Source organism: Bacillus sp. FSL L8-0654 (assembly GCF_038629965.1).
GTDB classification, from domain to species: Bacteria; Bacillota; Bacilli; order Bacillales; family Bacillaceae; genus Bacillus; species Bacillus safensis.
In genome coordinates, this window is the sequence record NZ_CP152026.1 from 2,534,679 (window position 1) to 2,557,547 (window position 22,869).

A 22,869-nucleotide genomic window follows, 5' to 3' on the forward strand; every position below is an offset into this window, starting at 1 on the left:
CACCCTCCTCTAGTAGTTTGTACTACTATGTATACGAGCTCCCCCAGAGGATTAGACCCTTTTCATAAAAAAATAACCCACTTCAAAATAGAAGGGGGTTATTGCTGGTAGATGTGTTCAAGTGACACAGTTTCGACCTTCCCTGGCAGGTAGCCAAACCAGTCACGAGCGATGTTTTGAAAATTTTGCTTCTGCCCTGTTGTGTAAAATGTATGGACAGGTGCTTCTTTAGAGGTATTTAACAGCCCTTTATATGAAAGAATCGTACTCGCTTCTCTCGCTGTCTCATCCCCTGATGAAATGATGCTGACATCACTGCCCATAAAGCGCTGAATCGGCTCTTTTAAAATCGGATAGTGTGTACAGCCAAGTATAAGTGTATCAATTCCTGTTTCCTTCATCGGTTCAAGGGAATCTTTCACCACTGCCTCTGCTGTCTGATCTAAAAACGTACCGCTTTCCACAAATGGGACAAGGAGCGGACACGCCAAACTTTGAACCGTTAGACCTGCTTTTAGTGACAGCAGCGCTTCTTTGTATGCCTCGCTTTTGATCGTATTGATAGTGCCAATAACGCCAATATGCTGGTTGTTTGTCACCTTGATCGCTGTACGGGCACCAGGCTGAATGACGCCAATAACCGGAATATCAAGCGTTGCTTTAATTTCATCCAGTGCGATCGCCGTTGCTGTGTTGCATGCAATGACGAGCATTTTAATATGGTGGTGTTTTAGTAAGTAGTGTGCCATTTCCCACGTATATTGAAGAACTTCTTCTTCTTTCCGCGGGCCATATGGACATCGTTTTGTATCGCCTACATAAATGATTTTTTCTTTTGGCAGTTGTCTCATGATTTCCTTTGCAACGGTTAAACCGCCGACGCCGGAATCAATGACGCCGATTGGTTGATCCAACAAAATCGCCTCATTTTCTTTTCATTTGCTGCTGTAGTTTCGTTAAGGATTGGTTGAAAACGATGGCTTCTTCTTCTGAGAAAGCCCCTAGAAGTTCACTGACGTATTCTTGGCGTTTAGCAATCACTTCTTGAATGATCCGCTCGCCTTCAGGCAATAAATGAATGCGAACCACGCGGCGGTCAGATGGATCTTTCACCCGTTCGACAAGTTCACTTTTTTCCATTCTATCAATTAAATCAGTGGTTGTGCTGCAAGCCAAGTACATCTTTTGTGACAGCTCACCTATTGTCATATCTCCGAATTCATAAAGCCACTGAAGCCCGATGAATTGTGGAGGTGTAATCGTATATTGATTGAGGATTTCTCTGCCTTTTTGCTTAATAATTGCGGCAATGTGGCGTAATGATTTTTCAATCTCTGCAACATGGCCTGATTCATTCGTTTCCATTTTATTGATACCTCACTATAGCATCTCACTTTGATTAAAACGTATATGTCTATTTTCCTCGTTTTTTAAAGAAAATGCAAGAAGAGACTCATGGAAACCATATAGAAATAACCGGTTCCTCCCCAATATGGAAGGAAAACCGGCTGACTTTAGAGCTCTAGCTCACCCATACGCAGAAGCTCGACTACGGCCTGTGAACGGCCTTTGACTCCTAGCTTTTGCATGGCATTCGAAATATGATTTCGAACAGTCTTTTCGCTAATAAAAAGCTCGCTTGCAATTTCTTTTGTTGTTTTATCTTGGACGAGCAATTCGAATACTTCTCTTTCTCTTTTGGTTAATAGCGGCTTGGATTGAAACTCTTTCTCCTTCAAGTATTGTAACCCTCCTTGCTAAGGTGAGAGCTCTAGTCTCTATAGAATGGGATTCTGTATAGTCGAGATATCATATGCCGGGTGCCTGAGGTAGGTGACGTTAAAATCAAGAAATCCCGCATATCAGCGTCCAAATTCTGCGCTTTCATCCACGCAAAAAAGGACGAGTCTCCTCCCCGAGACATCGTCCTTTTTTGCGTGGTATTTAAAAGATTGAAATGGCGCCTGTTAACAATGCAATAAGTGTTGTAAAAAGGGCAGTTAACACGGTCCATAGCAGTGCATATTTTTGCAAATCACCAATATCTTTGTTCAGCATACTGACAAGCAGCAGTGTTGAAGCTACAAGCGGACTCAGTAAGTGAACAGGCTGCCCTATGATAGAGGCACGTGCAATTTCCACCGGATCAATCCCATAAGCTGCGCCGGCTTCAGCCAGGATTGGCAGCACTCCGAAATAGTAAGCATCGTTTGAGAGCACAAATGTAAATGGCATACTCGTCAAAGCAACAATCAGCGGGAAAAATGAGCTGTAGGAATCCGGAATCATGTAAATGACCAAATTGGCAATGGACTCAACCATTTTTGTTCCAGAAAAAATCCCTGTGAAAATCCCTGCGGCAAATACAAGTGTGATAACCGTTAATGCGTTTCCTGCATGAGATAAAATTCGCTCGCGCTGATCTTCAACCTTTGGATAGTTGATCATCAGAGCGATGACAAATCCAATTAAGAAGAGTACAGGAATTGGGATGATATCCATGACGAGTGTGACCATGACAGCAACTGTAAGGAAGAAGTTAATCCAAATCAGATTCGGTCTCTTGATATCGGCTACTCCATCTTCAATTGACGCAGCCAATTCAGGAGAAATAGACGGCTCTTCTTTGTACTGAATCTCTGCAATCCCAATCCGTTTTCTTTCTTTTTTCCCAAGTACATAAGCAGTAAAAAGTATAAAAAGACCGCCTCCAACCATCGTTGGGAGTAATGGAATGAAAAATTCGCCTGCATCTAATCCAAGCGCCGCGATTGCACGAGTAGCTGGACCGCCCCATGGCGTCATTCCGCTCATAATTCCTAATGATAATAATGAAATTGTTCCTAAAATTAATGGGTTCATCCCAATTCTTAAGAAAAGTGGCAGCATAGCTGATACGGTAATCATGTACGTTGTTGTTCCATCACCATCTAATGCAACAAGCATAGACAAAATCGCTACCCCAAAAGCAATTTTGACAGGATCACCTTTTACAATACGTAGAATGAGTTTAATCAGAGGATCAAACAATCCAGCATCCAGCATGACACCGAAGAATAAAATCGCAAATAACAATAAAGCAGCTGATGGTGCAACAGTTTTCAGTCCATCAAGCATCATGTCCCCTAACCCTTTGTTAAAGCCGCCGATCAATGCAAATATGATAGGTACAACGGTTAGAGCCACCACCGGATGCATACGTTTTGTCATAATGAGAAATGTAAATGTCAAGACCATCAAGATCCCTAAAATAGCTAGCACTTTATATCCCTCCATCCTCTTCTTTACATGATCTGCAAGCGCCCCCTTGCACTTGCGATCTATATGTTAGCGCTTTCTATTTCAAGGATATAATAGCTTTTTTTATAATGAAAATATTGATTTTTTCGTATATTCAATAAATTTCTTTTATAATCAACCTTGCTGATTTCTTAAAAACTCAATGAACGCTTTCACCACAGACAAATGAAGTGAGTCTGGCTGGTACATGAGCCATGTATCTCTTAAAACAGGCTGTCCATCTTTATACGAAAGTCCTTTTACAAATAACTCATCACTTGGTCTGAGGCAAATTTCTGGGACAATGGCATAGCCTAAACCATGCTTCACCATCTCTTTTGATGTATCCTGACGGTCTGTCTCCATCGTGACAAGCGGAGGCATTGTGAATGTTTCCTGCCACCATCTGTTAATCAGCCGTTTTAATGAACTGTCTGTATGATAGTCAATGAGCGGCAGATTCGGGAGATCCTTTAGCTGAATTTCTGATTTTGAAATAATGCAAAGACGCTCTTTATCGAGCAAAAAACGCTCTCCATTCCAGTCATAATCACCTCTTAAAATTCCTAAATGCACACTTGATGTTCCTAATAAATCCATTACCTTTGTGCTCCAGCCTGTGTTGACCATAAATTGAACATGTGGATACTGCTTAGAAAATTCTTTTAATATTTCTGGCAGTTTATACTGGGCAAAGTTACTTGAGACCCCTAACCGGATCGTTCCTTTGACCTTTTTTTGCATATTGAGCATGCCATCTTTCGTTTGCTGCAGCTGTTTGAGCATGTCATTTGCGTATTTAGCCAAGTATTCGCCCTCTGATGTAAATTCAATTCCTCGTTTTCTTTTAAAGAAAAGTTTCATATCAAACTCCTCTTCAAGCTGTTTCAATCGATAGCTTAAGGCAGGCTGAGAGACAAATAATTTTTCTGCCGCTTTTGTGATGTTCTTTTCTTCATAAAGTACCTTTAAAAACCGCCAATCTTTTTCATCCATTGTATGCCCTCCTTTTTTACTAATTATAAAATATTTTTATTGATTTCTCTTAAAATAATGTATTTAACTTATTTCTTATTATACTTTACCATTTTGGTTAGATAAACAGTTAATTAAAAATTGAGGGTGAGAGTCATGAGAAAAGTTCCAATCACAATCATGCGAGGCGGTACAAGCAAAGGAGTATTCATTCACGCTGACAATGCACCATATGAACACGATGAGCTCGAGGCATTTCTATTAGACATTATGGGCAGTCCTGACCGGCTGCAGGTCGATGGGATCGGCGGCGGTAATTCTTTAACAAGTAAAGTGGCCATTATCGATAAAGCCACACGCCCGGATGTGGATGTGAACTATACATTTGCACAGGTCAGTATTAATGAGAGATATGTCGACTTTAAAGGAAACTGCGGGAACATCTCATCAGCCGTTGGACCATATGCGATCATTAAAGGACTTGTTCAAGCAGTTGAGCCCATTACGACTGTACGTATCCTCAATACCAATACAAATAAAGTCATTACGGCAGAGGTCGAAGTTGAAAATGGGGAAGTAAAATTTGAAGGACAGGCAGAAATTCCAGGCGTAAAAGGAACTGGTTCTCCCATTTATTTATCCTTTGAGAAACCTGAAGGAGCTGTCACAGGTAAAACCTATCCGACTGGAAACAAAATTGATACGATTCAAACAAAGTTTGGGGAGATTCCAATCTCGATCGTTGACATTGCAAATCCAATTGCCTTTATTCGCGCGAAAGATATTCAATTAAAAGGAACTGAATTACCTGAAGAGTTTACAGACGAATTACTGGATGATTTAGAAGAAATTCGTTCTCTCGCTGCTGAAATGTGTCACTTTGCACCAAAAGAAATGGCCACATTACAGTCTCCAGCTGTTCCAAAGCTTGCGCTCATCAGCGAGCCTGCTGATTATGTAGATACAAATGGAATCTTGAGACGAGCAGAAGATATGGACATCATCGTTCGTATGCTATCGATGCAAAGGCCACACCAAGCACTTGCCATTACTGGTTCTGTCTGTGTAACGGCCAGCTGTTTCTTGGATGAAACGCTTCCTTCTCAGCTGTTCCAAGGTCAAGATGACACCCTTCGTATTGGGCATCCTGCCGGGATTATGCAAACGGAAATTGACATCTCTCAAAACAGAGTCAAAGTCATTCGAACTGCAAGAGAAATTCTAGACGGAGTTGTTTTCACAAAACAAGACTATGTGATTCAGCCTCATATTAAAAGAGAAGCTTAAAGCAGACGATGTTCTCGTCTGCTTTTTTTAATGCTGAAGCGGTGCATCGATATCTCCGGCAGAATGAGCTTTTATTTGCCCTTTCTCATCTTTGAGCTGGAGATGACCGTAGCGGTTGACTCCGCAGCAAATGCCCTCTTCCCATGTTTGTTTTTCACGGTCTAACGAGATCCGCAGCGGTTTATGAAGACGATATAACCGTTTGTTATAGAGGGAAGTGAGTGCTTCAAACCCTTCATTCTTCCAGCGTGTATGATATTTTTCAAAAGCGGCGGCAAGTTCCTTCACAAGCTGATCGGCTTTTACCTCTGTAAGCTCTGATAGACAAATGGTTTTGTACGGAACGTGCTCCGGCTTTGTCTTCACATTGATGCCAACTCCGATATAAATGGCGTTACGGTCCGCTTCAATCAATGTGCCTGATACCTTTGCTTCATTGATGAGAATATCATTTGGCCATTTGATCGCCAGCTGATCCTCAGCCCTTATGAGAGGTTTGAGTACATCGTAGATTGCTAGTGCCGTCAGCGGAGCAATCGTTGACTGGGTGGAGAGTTCTTCTGGCGGCAAAACCGTCATGGTCAAAGCGACATTCCCTGCTGGCGTTTCCCACGGTCTGCCTAGCCTGCCTCTCCCTTCTGTCTGCTGATGTGCATAGACAGCAAATGAAGGTTTTACTCCTTGCTGAATGAGCCTTTTCGCTTCATTATTTGTACTATCAATGGTGTCATATTGAAAAATCTTCATGTGTTCTCCTTTTGTTCTTCTTAATATGGTCTTTTTATTATAACAAAATGAAGCTTACACGTTGCTGAGGCTGCATGCTACCCATTTCGCTGAGCTTGAAATGTCTCTTTTTCTTCCTCTGTAAATGGGACAGATGCGCCTGTTTCTTTATTAATTTGCACCATGGTGACTGAGCCTGTAAAGCATGGTTCCTGCTGCTCGTTTTCTCCTAAATAATGAAGGATAAGTGAGCTTGATCCGACTTTTTCCGGCTTTACATACACACGAAGCCGCTCCCCAATCTCCACCTGTTTGATGTAATCACATTGCAGGTTTGCCACGACTGTAATCGTCTCTTTCACACGTTTCATTCGTTTATCCACAATTCCTGTTTTTTGAAAAAAGGCAATCCGTGCTTCTTCAAAATACACAAAAGGGGTGACATTGTTCATATGGCCGAACATATCCGTTTCTGAAAAACGGACAGTCGTTTCGACATAAAATCGAAAGGATGCTCTCCATTCTTCAAATGGTTCCTCAATATATGATGGAAGTCTCACTTCATCATCTCCTTATTCATCAATAAACGCCTCTCCCATATTGGAAGAGGCGTTTATTTTGTGTTCCATCCAGCCTCTTGTAAACACTCATCATGATTGGCAAAGAGGACTGAATGTGATGTTATTCTGCGTGATCGCTTCCGAAGAAGTTACGGAAAGCTTGTAATGTTGTATCTCGGTTAAGTGCTGCAATTGACGTTGTCAGCGGGATTCCTTTCGGACAAGCCTGCACACAGTTTTGAGAGTTCCCGCAGTTCGCAAGACCGCCGTCTCCCATAATTTCTTCTAGACGGTCAGACTTATTCATCGCACCTGTCGGATGTGCGTTAAATAGACGAACTTGCGAAAGCGGAGCAGGGCCCATAAAGGAAGACTTATCATTTACGTTTGGACAAGCTTCAAGGCAGACACCACATGTCATACATTTAGAAAGCTCATACGCCCATTGACGTTTTTTCTCAGGCATTCTTGGTCCAGGTCCAAGATCATATGTGCCATCGATCGGCACCCATGCTTTTACTTTTTTCAAGGAGTTGAACATGCGGCTTCTATCAACCTGCAAGTCTCTCACGACCGGGAATGTCTTCATCGGCTGGAGACGAATCGGCTGATCTAATTGATCAATTAGTGCTGTACATGACTGGCGCGGTGTTCCATTAATAACCATGGAACAAGCTCCGCACACCTCTTCAAGACAGTTCATGTCCCAGTTGATCGCTGTTGTTTTTTCACCTTGTTTATTGACCGGGTTACGTCTAATTTCCATGAGTGCAGAAATGACGTTCATATTCGGACGGTAAGGGATTTCGAATTCCTCATCATAAGGCTTTCCATCTGCTGTATCTTGACGTGTGATAATGAATTGAATTGTGTTTTTTTCACTCATCTTATTTCTCCACCTTTTTCTTCGAGTAATCTCGTTTACGAGGTGCAATTAACGATACATCGACGTCCTCATAGTGGAATGCAGGCTTTTGATTTTTCCCTTTGAACGTAGCCATCGTTGTTTTAAGGAATTCTTCATCGTTTCTTTCTGGGAATTCCGGTTTATAGTGTGCGCCTCGGCTTTCATTCCGGTTATATGCCCCGATCGTAATGACTCTTGCCAGCTGAAGCATATTGTCAAGCTGACGCGTGAAGGCAGCGCCTTGGTTGCTCCATGATGCGGTATCATTGATGTTGATCTTCTTGTAGCGTTCCATTAGTTCTTCGATCTTCTGATCTGTTTTTAAGAGTTTGTCATTGTAACGAACCACTGTAACGTTATCCGTCATCCATTCTCCAAGCTCTTTATGAAGCACGTACGCATTTTCAGTACCATCCATGCTGAGGATGTTGTCCCATTTCTCCTGCTCTTTCTTCACGGCGCTGTCAAATAGTGCAGAAGAAAGGTCTTCCGCAGATTTTTCAAGACCGTTAATGTACTTCACCGCATTTGGTCCAGCGACCATTCCGCCGTAAATCGCAGAAAGAAGTGAGTTTGCACCAAGTCTGTTTCCGCCGTGCATTGAGTAATCACATTCTCCGGCAGCGAATAGACCTTTGATATTCGTCATTTGATCATAATCGACCCATAATCCGCCCATAGAGTAATGAACAGCCGGGAAGATTTTCATCGGCAGCTTACGCGGGTCGTCACCCATGAATTTTTCATAGATTTCAATGATTCCGCCAAGCTTAATATCAAGCTCTTTTGGATCTTTGTGAGAAAGATCAAGATATACCATGTTCTCTCCGTTGATGCCAAGCTTTTGCTCGACACATACGTCAAAGATTTCACGCGTTGCAATGTCACGTGGTACAAGGTTCCCGTATGCTGGGTATTTTTCTTCAAGGAAGTACCAAGGCTTCCCGTCTTTATATGTCCAAACACGTCCGCCCTCACCACGAGCTGATTCACTCATAAGACGAAGCTTGTCATCTCCTGGGATCGCTGTCGGGTGAATTTGAATAAATTCTCCATTTGCATAATGCGCACCTTGCTGATAGACGATAGATGCTGCAGATCCAGTGTTAATCATAGAGTTTGTTGATTTACCGAACACGATTCCAGGACCGCCTGTTGCCATGATAACTGCATCTGATCGGAAGGATTCAATTTCCATTGTCGTCAAGTTTTGCGCGACAATCCCGCGGCATACTTCCTCGTCATCTAAAACAGCGCCAAGGAATTCCCAGCCTTCATATTTCGTGACAAGTCCTGCTACTTCATAGCGGCGAACCTGCTCATCCAGTGCGTATAATAGCTGCTGGCCTGTTGTAGCTCCAGCAAACGCGGTACGGTGGTGCTGTGTTCCCCCGAAGCGGCGGAAGTCCAATAATCCCTCTGGTGTTCTATTAAACATAACACCCATACGATCAAGTAAGTGGATAATGGACGGCGCTGCTTCACACATTGCCTTTACTGGCGGCTGGTTGGCTAAGAAATCTCCGCCGTATACCGTGTCATCAAAATGCTCATAAGGTGAATCCCCTTCACCTTTTGTATTGACCGCTCCGTTGATTCCGCCCTGTGCACATACAGAATGCGAACGTTTCACAGGTACGATTGAAAATAGTTGAACAGCTGTTCCCGCTTCTGCTGCTTTAATAGTTGCCATGAGACCAGCTAAGCCGCCTCCGACAACGATGATGCTAGAATTACTCATTGTAGCCCCTCTCCCTCTTCTACTAATCTATTTCCTCTTAAACAAAAGCGAAAATTGCTCTTAGCCCTACATATGAAAGCGCTATAAATATACCTAATGTCACATATGTGGAGATTCGTTGTGAGCGTGGTGAAACAGTAATTCCCCAGCTGACAGCAAATGACCACAAGCCATTAGCAAAGTGGAAAATAGTAGATAAAACGCCGACAATATAGAAGCCTAGCATAAATGGAGAGCTTAAAATATTCGCCATCATGTCATAGTTGACTTCAGCTCCAAGCTGAGCTTGAATTCGTGTTTCCCATACGTGCCAAGAGACAAAAATCAATGTGATAATACCTGAAATTCTTTGCAATCTGAACAGCCAGTTTCTTAAGTAACTGAAGCGAGACGTGTTGTTTTGTGCCGTAAAGGCTATGTACACCCCATAAACAGCATGATAGATCAGTGGTAAGAAAATCACGAACAGCTCAAGTGCATATCTGAAAGGAAGCTGTTCCATAAAGTGTGCAGCTTTGTTAAACGCCTCTGGTCCATTTGTCGCAAAGTGGTTAACCACTAAGTGCTGTATTAAAAATAGACCGACCGGAATGACGCCAAGCAAAGAATGCAATCTCCGATAAAAAAATTCTTTGTTCCCCGACATTACTTTACCCCCTAGTAAAAAAAGTGCAATTGCTTGAAAATTGTCTTACCCCCGCTTCTTTCAATTGTAAGCACTTTATTCAAATTTATTGACAATTTCATTTTACTCCTATGTCAAAAAAGCGTCAAGAAACCGCGTACATAAATTAAAATTTTCCGAAATTTAAAAGTTTTAAATCAAAATTCGTTTTACTACAATAAGAATTTCTTAGACTTCAGGGAAAACTCTGTCATCATATGCCCACATAAGCTATAATAAATTGTTGAAAGAGGGGAGCCGTACAATGAATAAATTCGAATCTAACTTAGAACAGCTAAAAGAAATTGAAGTCAATGGATTTGCCTACGAGCTGATACGCGAAGTTCTGCTGCCTGATATTCTTGGTCAGGACCATTCATCTATGATGTATTTTGCGGGTAAACTGCTTGCTCGTAAATTTCCTCAAGAGTCATGGGAGAAGATCCCCGAATTTTTCCATGATGCCGGATGGGGGACTCTCACAATGGTCCATTCGAAAAAACAGGAAATTGAGTTTGAGCTCGAAGGTCCACTAGTATCAAATCGACTCACCTATCAAAAGGAGCCATGCTTTCAGATGGAAGCGGGTTTTATTGCTGAACAAATTCAGCTTCTAAATGAGCACGTGGCTGAATCCTACGAACAAGTGAAAAAGCGTGCTGAGAAAGTCATTTTAACCGTTAAATGGGATTTAAGAGACCCTAGCTAATACTCTTGATAAAAGGCGCGGACTTCAGGTCACGCCTTTTTTATATGTCTACATCTATCATAGCATACTTAATGAATGGGTTTACGCCCGTTTCAGCCGTTTCCATATAGAAAAAAGAGGCGACCCTCTTTCGTGAGATCACCTCTTTACCTTTTTAAGAGTGAGCAGCGGCGCTCACCTTTGATAAATCAAACGCGTCATGCAGCGCTTCAACCGCTTTGACCATATCATCACGGCCAACGACCGTTGAGACTTTGATTTCAGACGTACTGACCATTTTCACTTGAATGTCTTTTTGCGCTAACACAGCAAACATTTCAGCAGCTACCCCTGGATTTGAGACCATTCCAGATCCCACGATGGATACTTTTGCTAATTTGCTTTCTGTCTCAATCTGTTCGTAGCCAAGCGCCCCTTTATATTCTTCTAATACTTCAACTGTTTTGGACAAATCATCCGTTTTGACAGAGAAAGAGATCGACGTCTGATTGGTGCTTGTGGCAGACTGAATGATGATATCGACATTGATATTCTGTTTCGCAAGCGTCGTAAAAATGGTCGATAATGTTGTTAAACCGCTTGAAAGCCCGCACACTGTCACACGTGTAATCTGATCTTCAAATGCGATGCCTCTGACGACTAAGTTTTGTTCCATGGATGATTCCTCCTCAATTAACGTACCCGATTCATTTTCAATACTAGAACGGACTTCTAGCGGGACTTGATAATTTTTCGCAAATTCAACAGCTCTTGGATGCAGAACCCCAGCTCCTAAATTAGCCAGCTCAAGCATCTCATCGTATGAAATGCCTGCAAGTTTCCGCGCAGATGATACATAACGCGGATCTGTCGTAAACACTCCTGGTACATCTGTGTATATATCACATTTATCAGCTTTTAGTGCGGCAGCCAGTGCCACAGCTGTTGTATCTGATCCGCCGCGGCCAAGAGTTGTGATATGTAAGTCATCTGCAATTCCTTGGAAGCCTGCCACAACAACGACTTTCCCCGCACTTAATTCCTCTTTTATTCTTGATTCATCAATGTCCACAATTCTTGCATTTCCGTGTACATGCTCTGTTTTCATACCAGCCTGCCAGCCTGTAAAGGAAATGGCATCATAACCTCTTGCTTGTAGCGCCATCGATAATAATGAAATGGTCACCTGCTCACCAGTTGCGAGCAGCATATCCATTTCTCTTTTGCTTGGATCGTCTGTGAGTTCTTTCGCTAGGTCTACTAGAACATCCGTTGATTTGCCCATCGCTGATACAACCACAACCACATCATGTCCTGCCTCGCGTTCATCGATCACTCTCTCTGCGGCATTGCGAATTTTTTCTGTCGACCCAACGGAAGTTCCGCCAAATTTTTGTACAATTAGTCCCATGTCTACCACCCTTTTTCAAAAGTTCACGTGTGAGAGAAGAGGCAGCTTTGGAGACTGTCCGCTCACTGCAAATAAAAAAGCAATGAGAGAACAAATCTCCCATTGCTTTAAAATCATCATTAAACGATGCAAACAATGAGATAGCCCTCCAAGAAATGAATTCTTGACAGCCCTACATTTCTTCAATGTACAGCCAGCGAATAAAATGAGTGGATTTTATTCACTTCGGCGACGCTCCCCTTTCAGCCCTCTTCTTAGATCCCATCGATCTCCGAAGGCTTACTCTTGAAGTTCGCACCTCTATCTTCAACAAACAACACGTTCATTTATTAAATTAGTCACATCTTAACAGACTTTTAATAAAAGTACAATCTATTTTTTTAATGCTTCCATTAAAAGTTCAGCCGTCTGTTTCGGAATGCCAGCCTCCTGAAAGTCTTGGATAGAGGCTTCTTTCATCTTTTTCACAGAGCCAAAATGTTTGAGGAGCTGCTTTTTACGCTTCTCTCCGATACCAGGTACATCGTCTAAAATAGACTGGAATGCATTTTTCCCGCGCAGCTGCCGGTGAAAGCTAATGGCGAACCGGTGCACTTCATCTTGAATGCGCTGCAATAAGTAAAAGGCCTGGCTATTCCGCTCCAGCGCAACAATTTCAAGTGTATCTCCCATCATGAGATTCGATGTCCGGTGTTTTTCATCTTTTACAAGACCTGCGACTGGGACAGACAGATTCAATTCATTTTCAAGCACATCGATGGCTGCGTTGATCTGTCCTTTTCCTCCGTCAATTAAAATTAAATCTGGCAGCGGCAGTTCATCCTTTAACACGCGGGTATATCGTCTTCTAATGACTTCACGCATGGATGCATAGTCATCTGGCCCTGAGACGGTTTTAATTTTGTATTTTCGGTACTCCTTTTTATAGGGCTTCCCGTCCTGAAAGACGACCATGGCAGAAACCGGGTCTGCCCCTTGAATATTTGAGTTATCAAATGCCTCGATTCTGTATGGCATATAAATATTAAGCGCATCCCCGAGCTGTTTCACCGCACCAATTGTCCGCTCTTCATCACGCTCAATGAGCGAAAATTTTTCTTTTAAGGCGATTTTGGCATTTTGATGGGCAAGTAAAAGTAAATCCTTTTTCTTTCCTTTTTTCGGCTGGTGAACGTTCGTCTCAAGCAATTGCTCAATCATCTCTTGATCGACACTGTCCGGCACCAAAATTTCCTTCGGCAGAAAATGGTTGTTCTTTTCATAAAATTGCCCCATAAACGTGAGGAACTCTTCCTCAGGGTCCTGATACATTGGGAACAGGCTGACATCACGTTCAATCAATTTCCCCTGTCTGATAAAGAAAACTTGAACACACATCCAGCCTTTATCATAGGCATAGGCAAAGACATCTCGATCTGATAAATCACTCATCGTCATTTTCTGTTTTTCCATCGTTGAGTCGATATAAGCGATTTGGTCTCTCAGTTCTTTTGCCCGTTCAAACTCTAAATTCTCAGCAGATTCCTGCATCTTTTCGGTGAGTTCTTTTTTGATTTGCTGATGTCCTCCGTTTAGAAACCTTGTGATTTCGTCCACGAGCTGCTTATTCGTTTCCTCGGAAATATCATACACACATGGCGCAAGACATTGTCCAAGATGATAATAAAGACAGACGCGGTCAGGCAGGGTGGCGCATTTTCTCAGTGGATATAAGCGGTCGAGCAGCTTTTTCGTTTCTCGAGCCGCTTGTACGTTTGGATATGGACCGAAATATTTTCCTTTGTCCTTTTTTACATTGCGGGTGACGATCAGCTTAGGATGGCGTTCATTCGTAATTTTTATAAAAGGATACGTCTTGTCATCCTTGAGCATGACATTGTATTTTGGGTCATATTTTTTGATTAAATTCAGCTCTAAAATGAGCGCCTCGATATTAGAAGAGGTGACAATGTATTCAAAGTCTTCAATTTCACTGACAAGCCGCTGCGTTTTGGCGTCATGTGATCCAGTGAAATAAGAGCGCACCCTGTTTTTTAAAACCTTTGCCTTACCTACATAAATGATCGTATTTTGTCTATCTTTCATTAAGTAACAGCCTGGTTGATCCGGCAGGACTGACAGCTTTTCTTTAATTAATTTGTTCATATTTTCATCCGTCCTTGTTTTCCTCTTTCACTCCTTCTAGTGTATCACGAACATTTGTTTTATACCATGTTGAAAGAAAAGCGGCTCTCGTCTTTACGAGAACCGCTTCAATGATTATGCCGCTTGGGCATGGATGGATTTATAGATGTTTGTTGACAAGTTCAGCAAGTGCTTCTTTTGGTTTGAAACCAACAGAAGTTTCTACAACTTCACCGTCTTTTAAAACAAGAAGTGTTGGGATACTCATAACGCCGTATTTACCAGCAGTTTCTTGGTTATCGTCTACATCAATTTTTACAATTTTCATTTTGTCGCCCATTTCTTGATCAAGTTCTTCAAGAACTGGAGCAATCATTTTACAAGGTCCACACCATGGTGCCCAAAAGTCTGCAAGAACAACACCCTCTGCAGTTTCTTGTGAAAATGTTGCGTCAGTAGCTTTTACGATTGCCATTATTCATTCCTCCAATGTAAATTATGCTTTTTAGTATAGCATCTACCAATGTGACTTGCGAATGAAATGCTTACGAATCATTTTTTAGGAAATGAATTAAAAAACAAACCGTATAATCGCACCAATAACAACAATCGCACCGATGATCATTAGAATGGTTCTAAGCATATGACATGACACCCTTTCCGCTTCATTTACAATGTATGATGCCCCAACATTCTTCTCATCAAACATCGAAATATGCAATTAAGCGAGGTCGACAGTTATCATGACCACTGACATTGGCGGCAGCTCTACCGTTAATTCGCCGGGCTTTACAGTCATTTGCTGAAAGTCTTTTGGCTGAACAGAATGAGGATCATCGAATGTATTATGCGCATTCATGCGATCAGCCGTCAGCACACGTCCAGTGACTTTCGTTTGTTCATCAATCCCTTCAATGGCAAGGGATATCTCTCTTTGTTCATGCGGATTCAGATGACAGTAGCTGATATGCATCTTATCTGATGAACGCGAGGCTGACACACTAACCTGAGGAATTTTTTCACCTCTTCGTTCATACGGCGGTGAAACGAACTCCACTTCAAGCGCTTCTTCCTCTTGATGCACTTGAAACATGTGAAATACATGATACGTAGGCGTCAGAAGCATCTTTTCGTCCTTTGTTAGTACCATCGCTTGCAACACATTGACTGTCTGAGCGATATTTGCCATGTGAATCCGCTCGCAATGGCGATGAAAAATATGAAAATGGAGGGCGGACACAAGGGCATCTCTTAATGTGTTTTGCTGGTACAAAAACCCAGGATTTGTACCAGGCTCTGGATCATACCATGTCCCCCATTCATCAATAATCATCCCGATTCGCTTGTCTGGGTCATAACGATCCATGATTTCTCCATGGTCTTCGACAAGCCGTTCCATCTCATAGGCCTTTTTCAGCGTGATAAACCATTCATCCTCATCGAATTCAGTCGCTGATCCTTTCTTCTCCCATGTACCAGGTACGGTGTAATAATGTAAACTGAGCCCATCCATCCACGGTGCAGCCCGCTCCATCAATACTTTCGTCCAATTCACATCATTAGAGTTCGCGCCGCAGGCGATTTTGTAAATACGCTGCCCTGCAAACTCTCTTACGTATGTTTGATAGCGTTTATATAAATCTGCATAGTATTCAGGCGTCATATTCCCGCCGCAGCCCCAGCTTTCATTGCCTACACCAACATAGGTCAGCTTCCAAGGTTCTTGTTTTCCGTTTTTAATGCGCCAGTCTGACATAGGTGTCCCTTTTGGAAATGTCATGTATTCGACCCAATCGGCTAATTCTTGAACAGACCCGCTTCCCACATTGCCGCAAATGTAAGGCTCACATTCAAGCAGCTCACACAATGCCATAAATTCATGCGTACCAAATGCATTGGATTCAACCGTACCACCCCAATGGGTGTTTACCATCGGCTTTCGTTCACTCAAATCACCTACACCATTTGCCCAGTGATACTCGTCTGCGAAGCAGCCCCCCGGCCACCTCAGCACCGGAATATGTAATGCTTGAAGAGCCTTCAGCACATCGGTACGAATCCCTTCAATATGATCAATCTCTGAGTCTTTTCCTACCCAAATCCCGTCATAAATCCCTCTCCCTAAATGCTCCTGAAAGTGCCCATAAATGTGTTTAGAAATGCGTCCGATCACGTCATTGACTTTTACTGTCCCCTTCACTTGTCAACCGCTCCTTTTCTTCTTGATCACATACAAAAAAACCCAGAATACCTAGGCATTCTGAGTGTATGAGCGTTACGAGTGGATATTCATCTTTTTTAACTCTTCATTCAAAAGCGGTACCACCTCAAACAAGTCCCCAACGATTCCGTAATCGGCGATTTTGAAGATTTCCGCTTCTGGGTCCTTGTTGATTGCGACAATGACTTTACTGTTAGACATTCCCGCTAAATGCTGAATCGCTCCTGATATTCCGCATGCAATATAAAGATCAGGTGTGACGACTTTTCCCGTTTGACCAATTTGCAGGGCATAATCACAGTAGTCAGCATCACAGGCTCCGCGCGAGGCTCCGACTGCTGCCCCCAGCGTCTCAGCGAGTTCATTCAGCGGTTCAAAGCCTTCCTTGCTCTTAACCCCGCGCCCTCCAGCAACAATGACCTTTGCTTCAGATAAATCTACACCTTCTGACGTTTTTTTAATGACTTCCTTCACGATTGTACGCAAGTTCTGAATATCGACAGAAACCGGTGTGACTTCTCCGCCTCGTGACGCATCCCGTTCAAGTGGTGCCACGTTGTTTGGCCGGATGGTCGCTAGAAGCAGACGGTCTGTCGAAATGACTTTTTCAAAGGCTTTTCCAGAGTAAATTGGTCTAGTGAAAACAAGATGTTCGCCGGTAACGCTTACATCGATCGCATCTGAGATCAAGCCAGTCTGGAGACGTGCGGCTATTTTCGGCGACAAGTCTTTTCCGATCGATGTATGGCCAAATAGCACAGCATCGGGATCAACCTGATCTAATATGGCTTGAAGCGCCTGCGCAAAACCATCTGACGTATAATATGAAAGGTGTGGATGCTCCACAATCATCACATGATCTGCTCCATAGTAAAGCAGTTCATCCGCTAGGCCTTTGACGTCATCCCCTATTAACACGCCAATGACCTCACCGCCATCTGCCACTTTGTGAGCGGCAGCAATGGCTTCAAATGTCACATTTCTTAATTTACCGTCACGACTTTCTCCAAGTACAACAACTTTTTTACTCATCTTCAAGCTCCCCCTTGTTCTCGTGATATCGTAAAGTGGATGTTTAGATGACTTTTGCTTCATTTCTGAGTAGATCTGTCAGTTCTTTGACTTGATCCTGAAGCTCGCCGCTCAGCACCTTGCCACCCTCTTTTTTCTCCGGTAAGAAACGTTCAATTGTTTTGATTTTATATGGTACATCGTCTTCATCTAGATCTAAATCATCAAGTTCCAATTCTTCTAAAGGCTTTTTCTTTGCCTTCATAATGCCTGGTAATGATGGATAGCGAGGCTCATTGAGTCCTTGCTGCGCTGTGACGACAAGCGGGAGTTCGGCAGAAATGACTTCCACATCACCCTCTGCATCTCGTTCAATCGACGCAGAGCTGCCGTCAATTTGAATACTTGTTATGGTTGTTACATATGAAAAGCCAAGTAATTCAGCAAGACGCGGGGCTACCTGTCCAGAGCCGCCGTCAATTGCTACATTCCCTGCTAAGATTAAGGAAGCCTCTTTGTCTTTTAAATAGTGATAAAGAATGGTAGAAGCTGAATATTGGTCCCACTCTTCTAAGTCATCTTCGACGTTTAATAAGACGGCCCTGTCACAGCCCATAGCAAGTGCTGTTCTCAGCTGTTTCTCAGCATCCTCACCGCCAACTGTCACAACGGTCACTTCTCCCCCGTGCTCATCGCGAAGCTGAATGGCTTCTTCAATGGCATACTCGTCATAAGGATTAATAATGAACTCTGCTCCATCTTCTTGAATTGCACCAGACTGAATAGAAATTTTCTCTTCCGTGTCAAACGTACGCTTCATCAAAACAAATATATTCATCTATTTCTCCCCCTTGTGTCGTACTTATCCCTTATTTATTCCCCTTTAAAGTTCGGTTTGCGCTTTTCGATAAAGGCCTGGATGCCTTCTTTGGCGTCATTTGATTGGAAAACCTCACCAAATTTCTTGGCTTCCAGCTTCATTCCGCCGTCATATGAATACAATTTTGTTGCGTTCAATAAATCAAGCACATATTCAAGTGATTTTGGGCTTTTCGCTGCAAATTTCCCTGCAAGTGTTTTAGCCGCTTCGAGCGCTTCTTCCTCTGTTTCTGCCAGCTTTGTAACAAGTCCACAGGCAAATGCTTCTTCACCTGTAATCGGTTCAGCTGTTCCCATCATTTCAAGCGCTTTAGCAGAACCAACGTAGCGCGGTAGGCGCTGCGTGCCGCCGAATCCTGGAATAATGCCAAGGTTTAGTTCTGGCAGTCCAAGCTTCGCATCTTTTGTTGCGATTCGGATATCACAAGACATGGCAAGCTCAAGGCCTCCGCCTAATGCTGCTCCGTGAATCGAGGCAATGACTGGCTTTGGACACTGTTCAATCCGTTCAAAGACTTGCTGTCCTCTATCAGCGAGGCTTGCATAATCAGACTCTTCCTGTAAAGTCGTAAATTCTTTAATATCAGCACCTGCTGAGAAGAATCTGCCTTCTCCGTGGATCACAATCGCTCTTACTTCTTCATTCTGTTCGAGCTCATCGAACATGTCATTAAGCTCTGTGAGCAGCTGAGAGGATAAGGCATTTGCAGGTGGGTTCTGAATCGTGATGAGCGCTGTCTGTCCTTCATGATGTAAGCTGAGTATTTTTTCCATGTCAATCATCCTTTTTCACATTGTCTTTAGGATTGATGTATTCCGTTTAACAGTAGATCATGTACATTTTCTGCGAGTGCAGGCAGATCATACTTTTGATCATTCATGACCCATGTTGTTGCGGTTTCATCAATCGTCCCAAATACCATTTGTCTCGCTAAGCGGACATCTAAATTTTGTCTAAATTCTCCTGTTTTCTTTCCTTCTGTTAAAATCGACTCGAGCATATTTAAATACCCTTTTAGCACCTCATTGATTTTTTGCCGCAGCTCAAGGTTTGACTGCCTGAGTTCAAGCTGTGTCACAAGAGCCAAATGATGATTTTGCGCCAGCATGCGAAAATGCTCCTCAATCAACAGTAGAAGCTTTTCTTTGGCAGACGGCTTCTTTTGAATATCTGTCTCCATCCGTTCGATGAATTGTCCCATTTTTTCTTTGAACAATGAGATGAGAATATCCTCTTTGTTTTTGAAGTAGAGATAAATGGTTCCGTCTGCAACCCCTGCTTGTTTCGCAATCTTTGAAACTTGTGATTGATGATAGCCGTTCTCTGCAATCACCACAACTGCTGCATCAATAATTTGCATGTACTTCGGTCTTTTCTGCTTCAATGTGCTTCGTCCCTTTCTAAATTGAATGAGCATTCATTCATAACTTTATGTTAAAAAGAAACGGGTGATTTGTCAAGAGCTCTTCTTCTTTCTTTTCAACCTTTATCATACCAGAGCAGACAGTCATCATTCAAATCATCCGGCCGCTTGACCGGATGATGAAGGTCGTTAGTTCTTCGATTGATCGACAGGTGTCTCAGATGATGAAGCGTGCTTTCTTTTTTCTTCTTCAATTAATACTCTGCGCAAAATTTTTCCGACGGCCGTTTTAGGCAGTGATTCTTTAAATTCATACACGCGCGGTACTTTAAATGAAGCAATTCTCGTTCTCACAAAGCGATCGAGTTCATCCTCTGTTATATAAGCATCCTTTTTCGGCACAACAAACGCTTTTACTGTCTCTCCTCTATAAGGATCTGGTATGCCTGCGACAACGACTTCTTGTACAAGCTCATGCTCGTAAAGGGCTTCTTCGACCTCTCTTGGGTAAATATTATAACCGCTCGCAATAATGACATCTTTTTTCCGGTCAACGATATAGAAAAAACCGTCCTCATCCATATACCCAATATCTCCAGTGAAAAACCATCCGTCCCTTAATACAGCTGCTGTCTCCTCTGGCTGATTCCAATAGCCTTTCATAATTTGCGGCCCTTTGACGATAATTTCTCCGTGCTCATACGGCTCTTTAAGGCCACCCGTTTCCTCGCAATAAATGCCTGCGTCTGTCCCAGGCCACGGACAGCCAATGCTGCCTGTTTTGTTCGCTCCCCATAAAAAGTTAGAATGGGTCACTGGCGAAGTTTCTGAAAGACCATACCCCTCAACTAAACGCCCTCCTGTTAATTTCTCAAAGCTCTGTTTGACTTCAACAGGAAGAGCCGCCGAGCCGCTTAAACATGCAGTGATGGACGACAGATCATACTTTTCAATGTTCGGATGATGCAGCAAGGCAATATACATGGTGGGTGCACCTGGAAAGAGTGTCGGTTTCTGTTTTTCAATCGTTTTGAGGGTATCAGCTGCGTCAAATCGCGGAAGGAGAATCATTGAATGCCCTTCTTTCACAGCAAGGTTTAATACGGTCGTCATTCCGTATACATGAAAAAACGGAATGATGCCAAGGATTCGTTCTTTTCCTCTTGTCGTTTTATACATCCAAGAAGCGCACATTTCAGTATTCGCTAAAATATTTTCATGCGTCAGCATGACCCCTTTTGGTAAACCAGTCGTTCCGCCTGTATATTGCAAAACAGCGACATCCTCTTTCGGTTCAAAGGCAAGCGCCGGAATCTGTTCTTCTGACGATTCTTTCATAATTTGTGAGAAGTGATGAATGGTCTCGCTTTTCTCTACTTGGATGACCATTTTATTTTTTCTTTTTTGGACGATAGGAAACAGAATGTTTTTCGGAAATGGTAAATAATCCTGCAGTTTGGTGATGATCAAGTGCTCCATACTTGTCAGCGCTTTCATTTTATAGGCCTTTGGATACAATAAATCCAGTGTAATCAGCACTTTTGAGCCGCTGTCCTCCATTTGATATGCCAGTTCTTTCTCCGTATAAAGCGGGTTCGTTTGAACAACGATGCCGCCTGCAATTAAAACAGCATAATAAGAAATGACAGATTGAGGACAATTTGGCAGCATGATTGCTACTCTGTCGCCTTTTTTCACGCCAATTTTCATCAGGTAACCAGCTAGTTTCAATGCTTCTTCCTGGAGCTGTTCATAGGTGATGTTTTTTCCTAGAAAATGAATGGCTGTATGCTCAGGTGCAGCCTCTGCGGAGCTGAATAAGTAAGATTGTAACGTCTCATTTGGAATGGTGAGTTCGTGGGGAATTTGATTCGGGTAATGCAGAAGCCAACGTTTATCTGACTGCATAAAAACCCTCCTTCCTGAACTTTCGTACTATTTTATTATAGCAAACTTTTCCTTAAGGCAGTTTTCTTTTTTCAAATAGAGCTTGGTTCCATGGCATCTTTACTTCTTTGCCGGTGTTTCGATCGATGCTCTTTTTCCTTCATGATGCCACTGTTCATATAATCCACCGATTGCACGAAATGACTCATTTACTCTCTCCACGATCTGTTGATGGATACTCGGGTCATTAGGTAAATGCGTCTGGATGTTGTCGACTTGATACTGCCTCATCATATCTATGTAGACTGTAAGAAAGATTGTGTCTTCTAAAATCCAGTAAATGACTTCATCCGCCGCTTTTGTTCTTTTATGCAGCATTTGGATTCCTCGTTCATATTGAATAAGAATATAGCCACTCGGATCGATTTGAATATAAGGGCTCAAATCATCAAAAAATCCAGTCGTTTGAAATGGACGTGCAATATACGGTTCGTATATGTCTCTTGGCAGGGAAGTCATTTGGAGACAAGTATCAATTCGCTTTATGAGTTCGTCTTTTTGCAGAATTTGCTTCATGTGATTCACCGCCTTCTGGTGAGATAAAAGCTGCCAAGGAATCCCTGACAGCTTTCTCACTTTGTCTTCTTCATTTCACAGGAACATGTAAACGGCACCAATGACCGCAAAAGTGCAGGCAACTACGATTAATACTTTTGCTAGCTTTTCCATGTCGTCTCCTTAAATGCCGGCTGCTACTACATAAGACAGCCCAACTGAAATAATGAGTGAAATAAACCCGACCGCTCTATTATCATTCTCAATTTCTTTGTCTACTTTAAATCGTGGTGTTAAAAATTCAAAAATGAAATAGCTGACAAGCAGCATCACAAAGCCGTATACGCCCCATCCAATCATTTGCAGAAGGGAATTGTGCTGTGCGATAGAATGCTGAAACACATTCGCAATCCCAAAAATCTTTCCGCCTGTTGCCATGGCAACAGCTAAGTTCCCCCGCTGGATCTCTTCCCAGTTTTTATAGGAGGTAACGAGTTCAAAAATGGTTAGAAATAAGACAAGACATAGGACGGCCACGCTGTAATAGGCGGCAATTTCCACAAGTTCATTTTCCCAAAAGGCTTTCATGC

23 protein-coding genes and 1 riboswitch are annotated in these 22,869 nt (G+C 42.7%); of the genes, 2 read left to right on the top strand and 21 right to left on the bottom strand.

Features of this window, described 5'->3' with window-relative positions:
• Positions 1-98 precede the first annotated feature (98 nt).
• From racE to MHH65_RS13100, 5 genes are all read right to left on the bottom strand, one after another.
• Positions 99-914, bottom strand: a complete 816-nt coding sequence (racE, locus tag MHH65_RS13080) for a glutamate racemase (RefSeq protein WP_326355684.1) — start codon at positions 912-914, stop codon at positions 99-101.
• A gap of 10 nt (positions 915-924) precedes the next feature.
• Positions 925-1,365 (bottom strand): MarR family transcriptional regulator, encoded by a 441-nt coding sequence (locus MHH65_RS13085; protein ID WP_024423206.1) that lies wholly within the window; start codon positions 1,363-1,365, stop codon positions 925-927.
• Positions 1,366-1,514: 149 nt separating this feature from the next.
• Complete coding sequence (gene gerE / locus MHH65_RS13090; RefSeq protein WP_003184172.1) at positions 1,515-1,739, bottom strand: spore germination transcription factor GerE; 225 nt, start codon at positions 1,737-1,739, stop codon at positions 1,515-1,517.
• Between the two features lie 205 nt (positions 1,740-1,944).
• A complete protein-coding gene (locus MHH65_RS13095) occupies positions 1,945-3,261 on the bottom strand; it encodes a citrate:proton symporter (protein ID WP_024423207.1) in 1,317 nt (438 codons plus the stop codon).
• A 153-nt stretch (positions 3,262-3,414) separates the two neighbouring features.
• A complete protein-coding gene (locus MHH65_RS13100) occupies positions 3,415-4,275 on the bottom strand; it encodes a LysR family transcriptional regulator (RefSeq protein ID WP_024423208.1) in 861 nt (286 codons plus the stop codon).
• 135 nt (positions 4,276-4,410) lie between these two features.
• Between MHH65_RS13100 and MHH65_RS13105 the strand changes: the two genes are divergently transcribed.
• Positions 4,411-5,541, top strand: a complete 1,131-nt coding sequence (locus tag MHH65_RS13105) for a PrpF domain-containing protein (RefSeq protein WP_024427166.1) — start codon at positions 4,411-4,413, stop codon at positions 5,539-5,541.
• Positions 5,542-5,568: 27 nt separating this feature from the next.
• Here MHH65_RS13105 and MHH65_RS13110 read toward each other — a convergent pair whose 3' ends face one another.
• From MHH65_RS13110 to MHH65_RS13130, 5 genes are all read right to left on the bottom strand, one after another.
• Complete coding sequence (locus MHH65_RS13110; RefSeq protein WP_268414137.1) at positions 5,569-6,288, bottom strand: biotin--[acetyl-CoA-carboxylase] ligase; 720 nt, start codon at positions 6,286-6,288, stop codon at positions 5,569-5,571.
• A 77-nt stretch (positions 6,289-6,365) separates the two neighbouring features.
• Positions 6,366-6,827, bottom strand: a complete 462-nt coding sequence (locus MHH65_RS13115; RefSeq protein WP_024423210.1) for a thioesterase family protein — start codon at positions 6,825-6,827, stop codon at positions 6,366-6,368.
• A 121-nt stretch (positions 6,828-6,948) separates the two neighbouring features.
• Complete coding sequence (sdhB, locus tag MHH65_RS13120; RefSeq protein WP_060596956.1) at positions 6,949-7,713, bottom strand: succinate dehydrogenase iron-sulfur subunit; 765 nt, start codon at positions 7,711-7,713, stop codon at positions 6,949-6,951.
• Position 7,714: 1 nt separating this feature from the next.
• Complete coding sequence (gene sdhA / locus MHH65_RS13125; protein ID WP_024423212.1) at positions 7,715-9,475, bottom strand: succinate dehydrogenase flavoprotein subunit; 1,761 nt, start codon at positions 9,473-9,475, stop codon at positions 7,715-7,717.
• Positions 9,476-9,512: 37 nt separating this feature from the next.
• The gene (locus MHH65_RS13130) at positions 9,513-10,121 is read right to left on the bottom strand and encodes a succinate dehydrogenase cytochrome b558 subunit (RefSeq protein WP_024423213.1); all 609 of its coding nucleotides are present in this window, start codon (positions 10,119-10,121) and stop codon (positions 9,513-9,515) included.
• A 283-nt stretch (positions 10,122-10,404) separates the two neighbouring features.
• On the opposite strand from MHH65_RS13130, the gene MHH65_RS13135 reads away from it, so the two are divergent.
• Complete coding sequence (locus MHH65_RS13135; RefSeq protein WP_024423214.1) at positions 10,405-10,848, top strand: YslB family protein; 444 nt, start codon at positions 10,405-10,407, stop codon at positions 10,846-10,848.
• Positions 10,849-11,002: 154 nt separating this feature from the next.
• On the opposite strand, the gene MHH65_RS13140 is transcribed toward MHH65_RS13135, so the two are convergent.
• The 11 genes from MHH65_RS13140 to MHH65_RS13190 all read right to left on the bottom strand — a co-directional run bounded on the left by MHH65_RS13140 (position 11,003) and on the right by MHH65_RS13190 (position 22,867).
• Positions 11,003-12,238, bottom strand: coding sequence for an aspartate kinase (locus MHH65_RS13140; RefSeq protein WP_268414140.1), 1,236 nt, complete (start codon positions 12,236-12,238; stop codon positions 11,003-11,005).
• Between the two features lie 133 nt (positions 12,239-12,371).
• Positions 12,372-12,549, bottom strand: a riboswitch (Lysine riboswitch).
• Between the two features lie 61 nt (positions 12,550-12,610).
• Positions 12,611-14,383 carry an excinuclease ABC subunit UvrC gene (gene uvrC, locus MHH65_RS13145; protein ID WP_098677025.1) on the bottom strand — a complete coding sequence of 591 codons (1,773 nt, stop codon included), beginning with the start codon at positions 14,381-14,383 and terminating at the stop codon, positions 12,611-12,613.
• Between the two features lie 139 nt (positions 14,384-14,522).
• Positions 14,523-14,837, bottom strand: a complete 315-nt coding sequence (gene trxA, locus MHH65_RS13150; protein ID WP_007501629.1) for a thioredoxin — start codon at positions 14,835-14,837, stop codon at positions 14,523-14,525.
• Positions 14,838-15,083: 246 nt separating this feature from the next.
• On the bottom strand, positions 15,084-16,562 hold the full coding sequence (locus MHH65_RS13155; RefSeq protein WP_197198338.1) for an alpha-N-arabinofuranosidase: 1,479 nt from the start codon (positions 16,560-16,562) through the stop codon (positions 15,084-15,086).
• Between the two features lie 75 nt (positions 16,563-16,637).
• Positions 16,638-17,615 carry an electron transfer flavoprotein subunit alpha/FixB family protein gene (locus MHH65_RS13160; RefSeq protein WP_024427172.1) on the bottom strand — a complete coding sequence of 326 codons (978 nt, stop codon included), beginning with the start codon at positions 17,613-17,615 and terminating at the stop codon, positions 16,638-16,640.
• A 43-nt stretch (positions 17,616-17,658) separates the two neighbouring features.
• Positions 17,659-18,432, bottom strand: coding sequence for an electron transfer flavoprotein subunit beta/FixA family protein (locus tag MHH65_RS13165; RefSeq protein WP_048239049.1), 774 nt, complete (start codon positions 18,430-18,432; stop codon positions 17,659-17,661).
• Between the two features lie 35 nt (positions 18,433-18,467).
• Complete coding sequence (locus tag MHH65_RS13170) at positions 18,468-19,247, bottom strand: enoyl-CoA hydratase (RefSeq protein WP_039180497.1); 780 nt, start codon at positions 19,245-19,247, stop codon at positions 18,468-18,470.
• Between the two features lie 26 nt (positions 19,248-19,273).
• A complete protein-coding gene (locus MHH65_RS13175) occupies positions 19,274-19,858 on the bottom strand; it encodes a TetR/AcrR family transcriptional regulator (protein WP_024423221.1) in 585 nt (194 codons plus the stop codon).
• A gap of 168 nt (positions 19,859-20,026) precedes the next feature.
• Positions 20,027-21,745, bottom strand: a complete 1,719-nt coding sequence (locus MHH65_RS13180) for an AMP-binding protein (protein ID WP_268414143.1) — start codon at positions 21,743-21,745, stop codon at positions 20,027-20,029.
• Between the two features lie 99 nt (positions 21,746-21,844).
• Complete coding sequence (locus MHH65_RS13185) at positions 21,845-22,300, bottom strand: immunity 63 family protein (protein WP_034280732.1); 456 nt, start codon at positions 22,298-22,300, stop codon at positions 21,845-21,847.
• A gap of 162 nt (positions 22,301-22,462) precedes the next feature.
• Entirely contained in the window at positions 22,463-22,867 is a 405-nt protein-coding gene (locus MHH65_RS13190; RefSeq protein ID WP_008345990.1) for a DUF350 domain-containing protein, read from the bottom strand.
• Positions 22,868-22,869 lie beyond the last annotated feature (2 nt).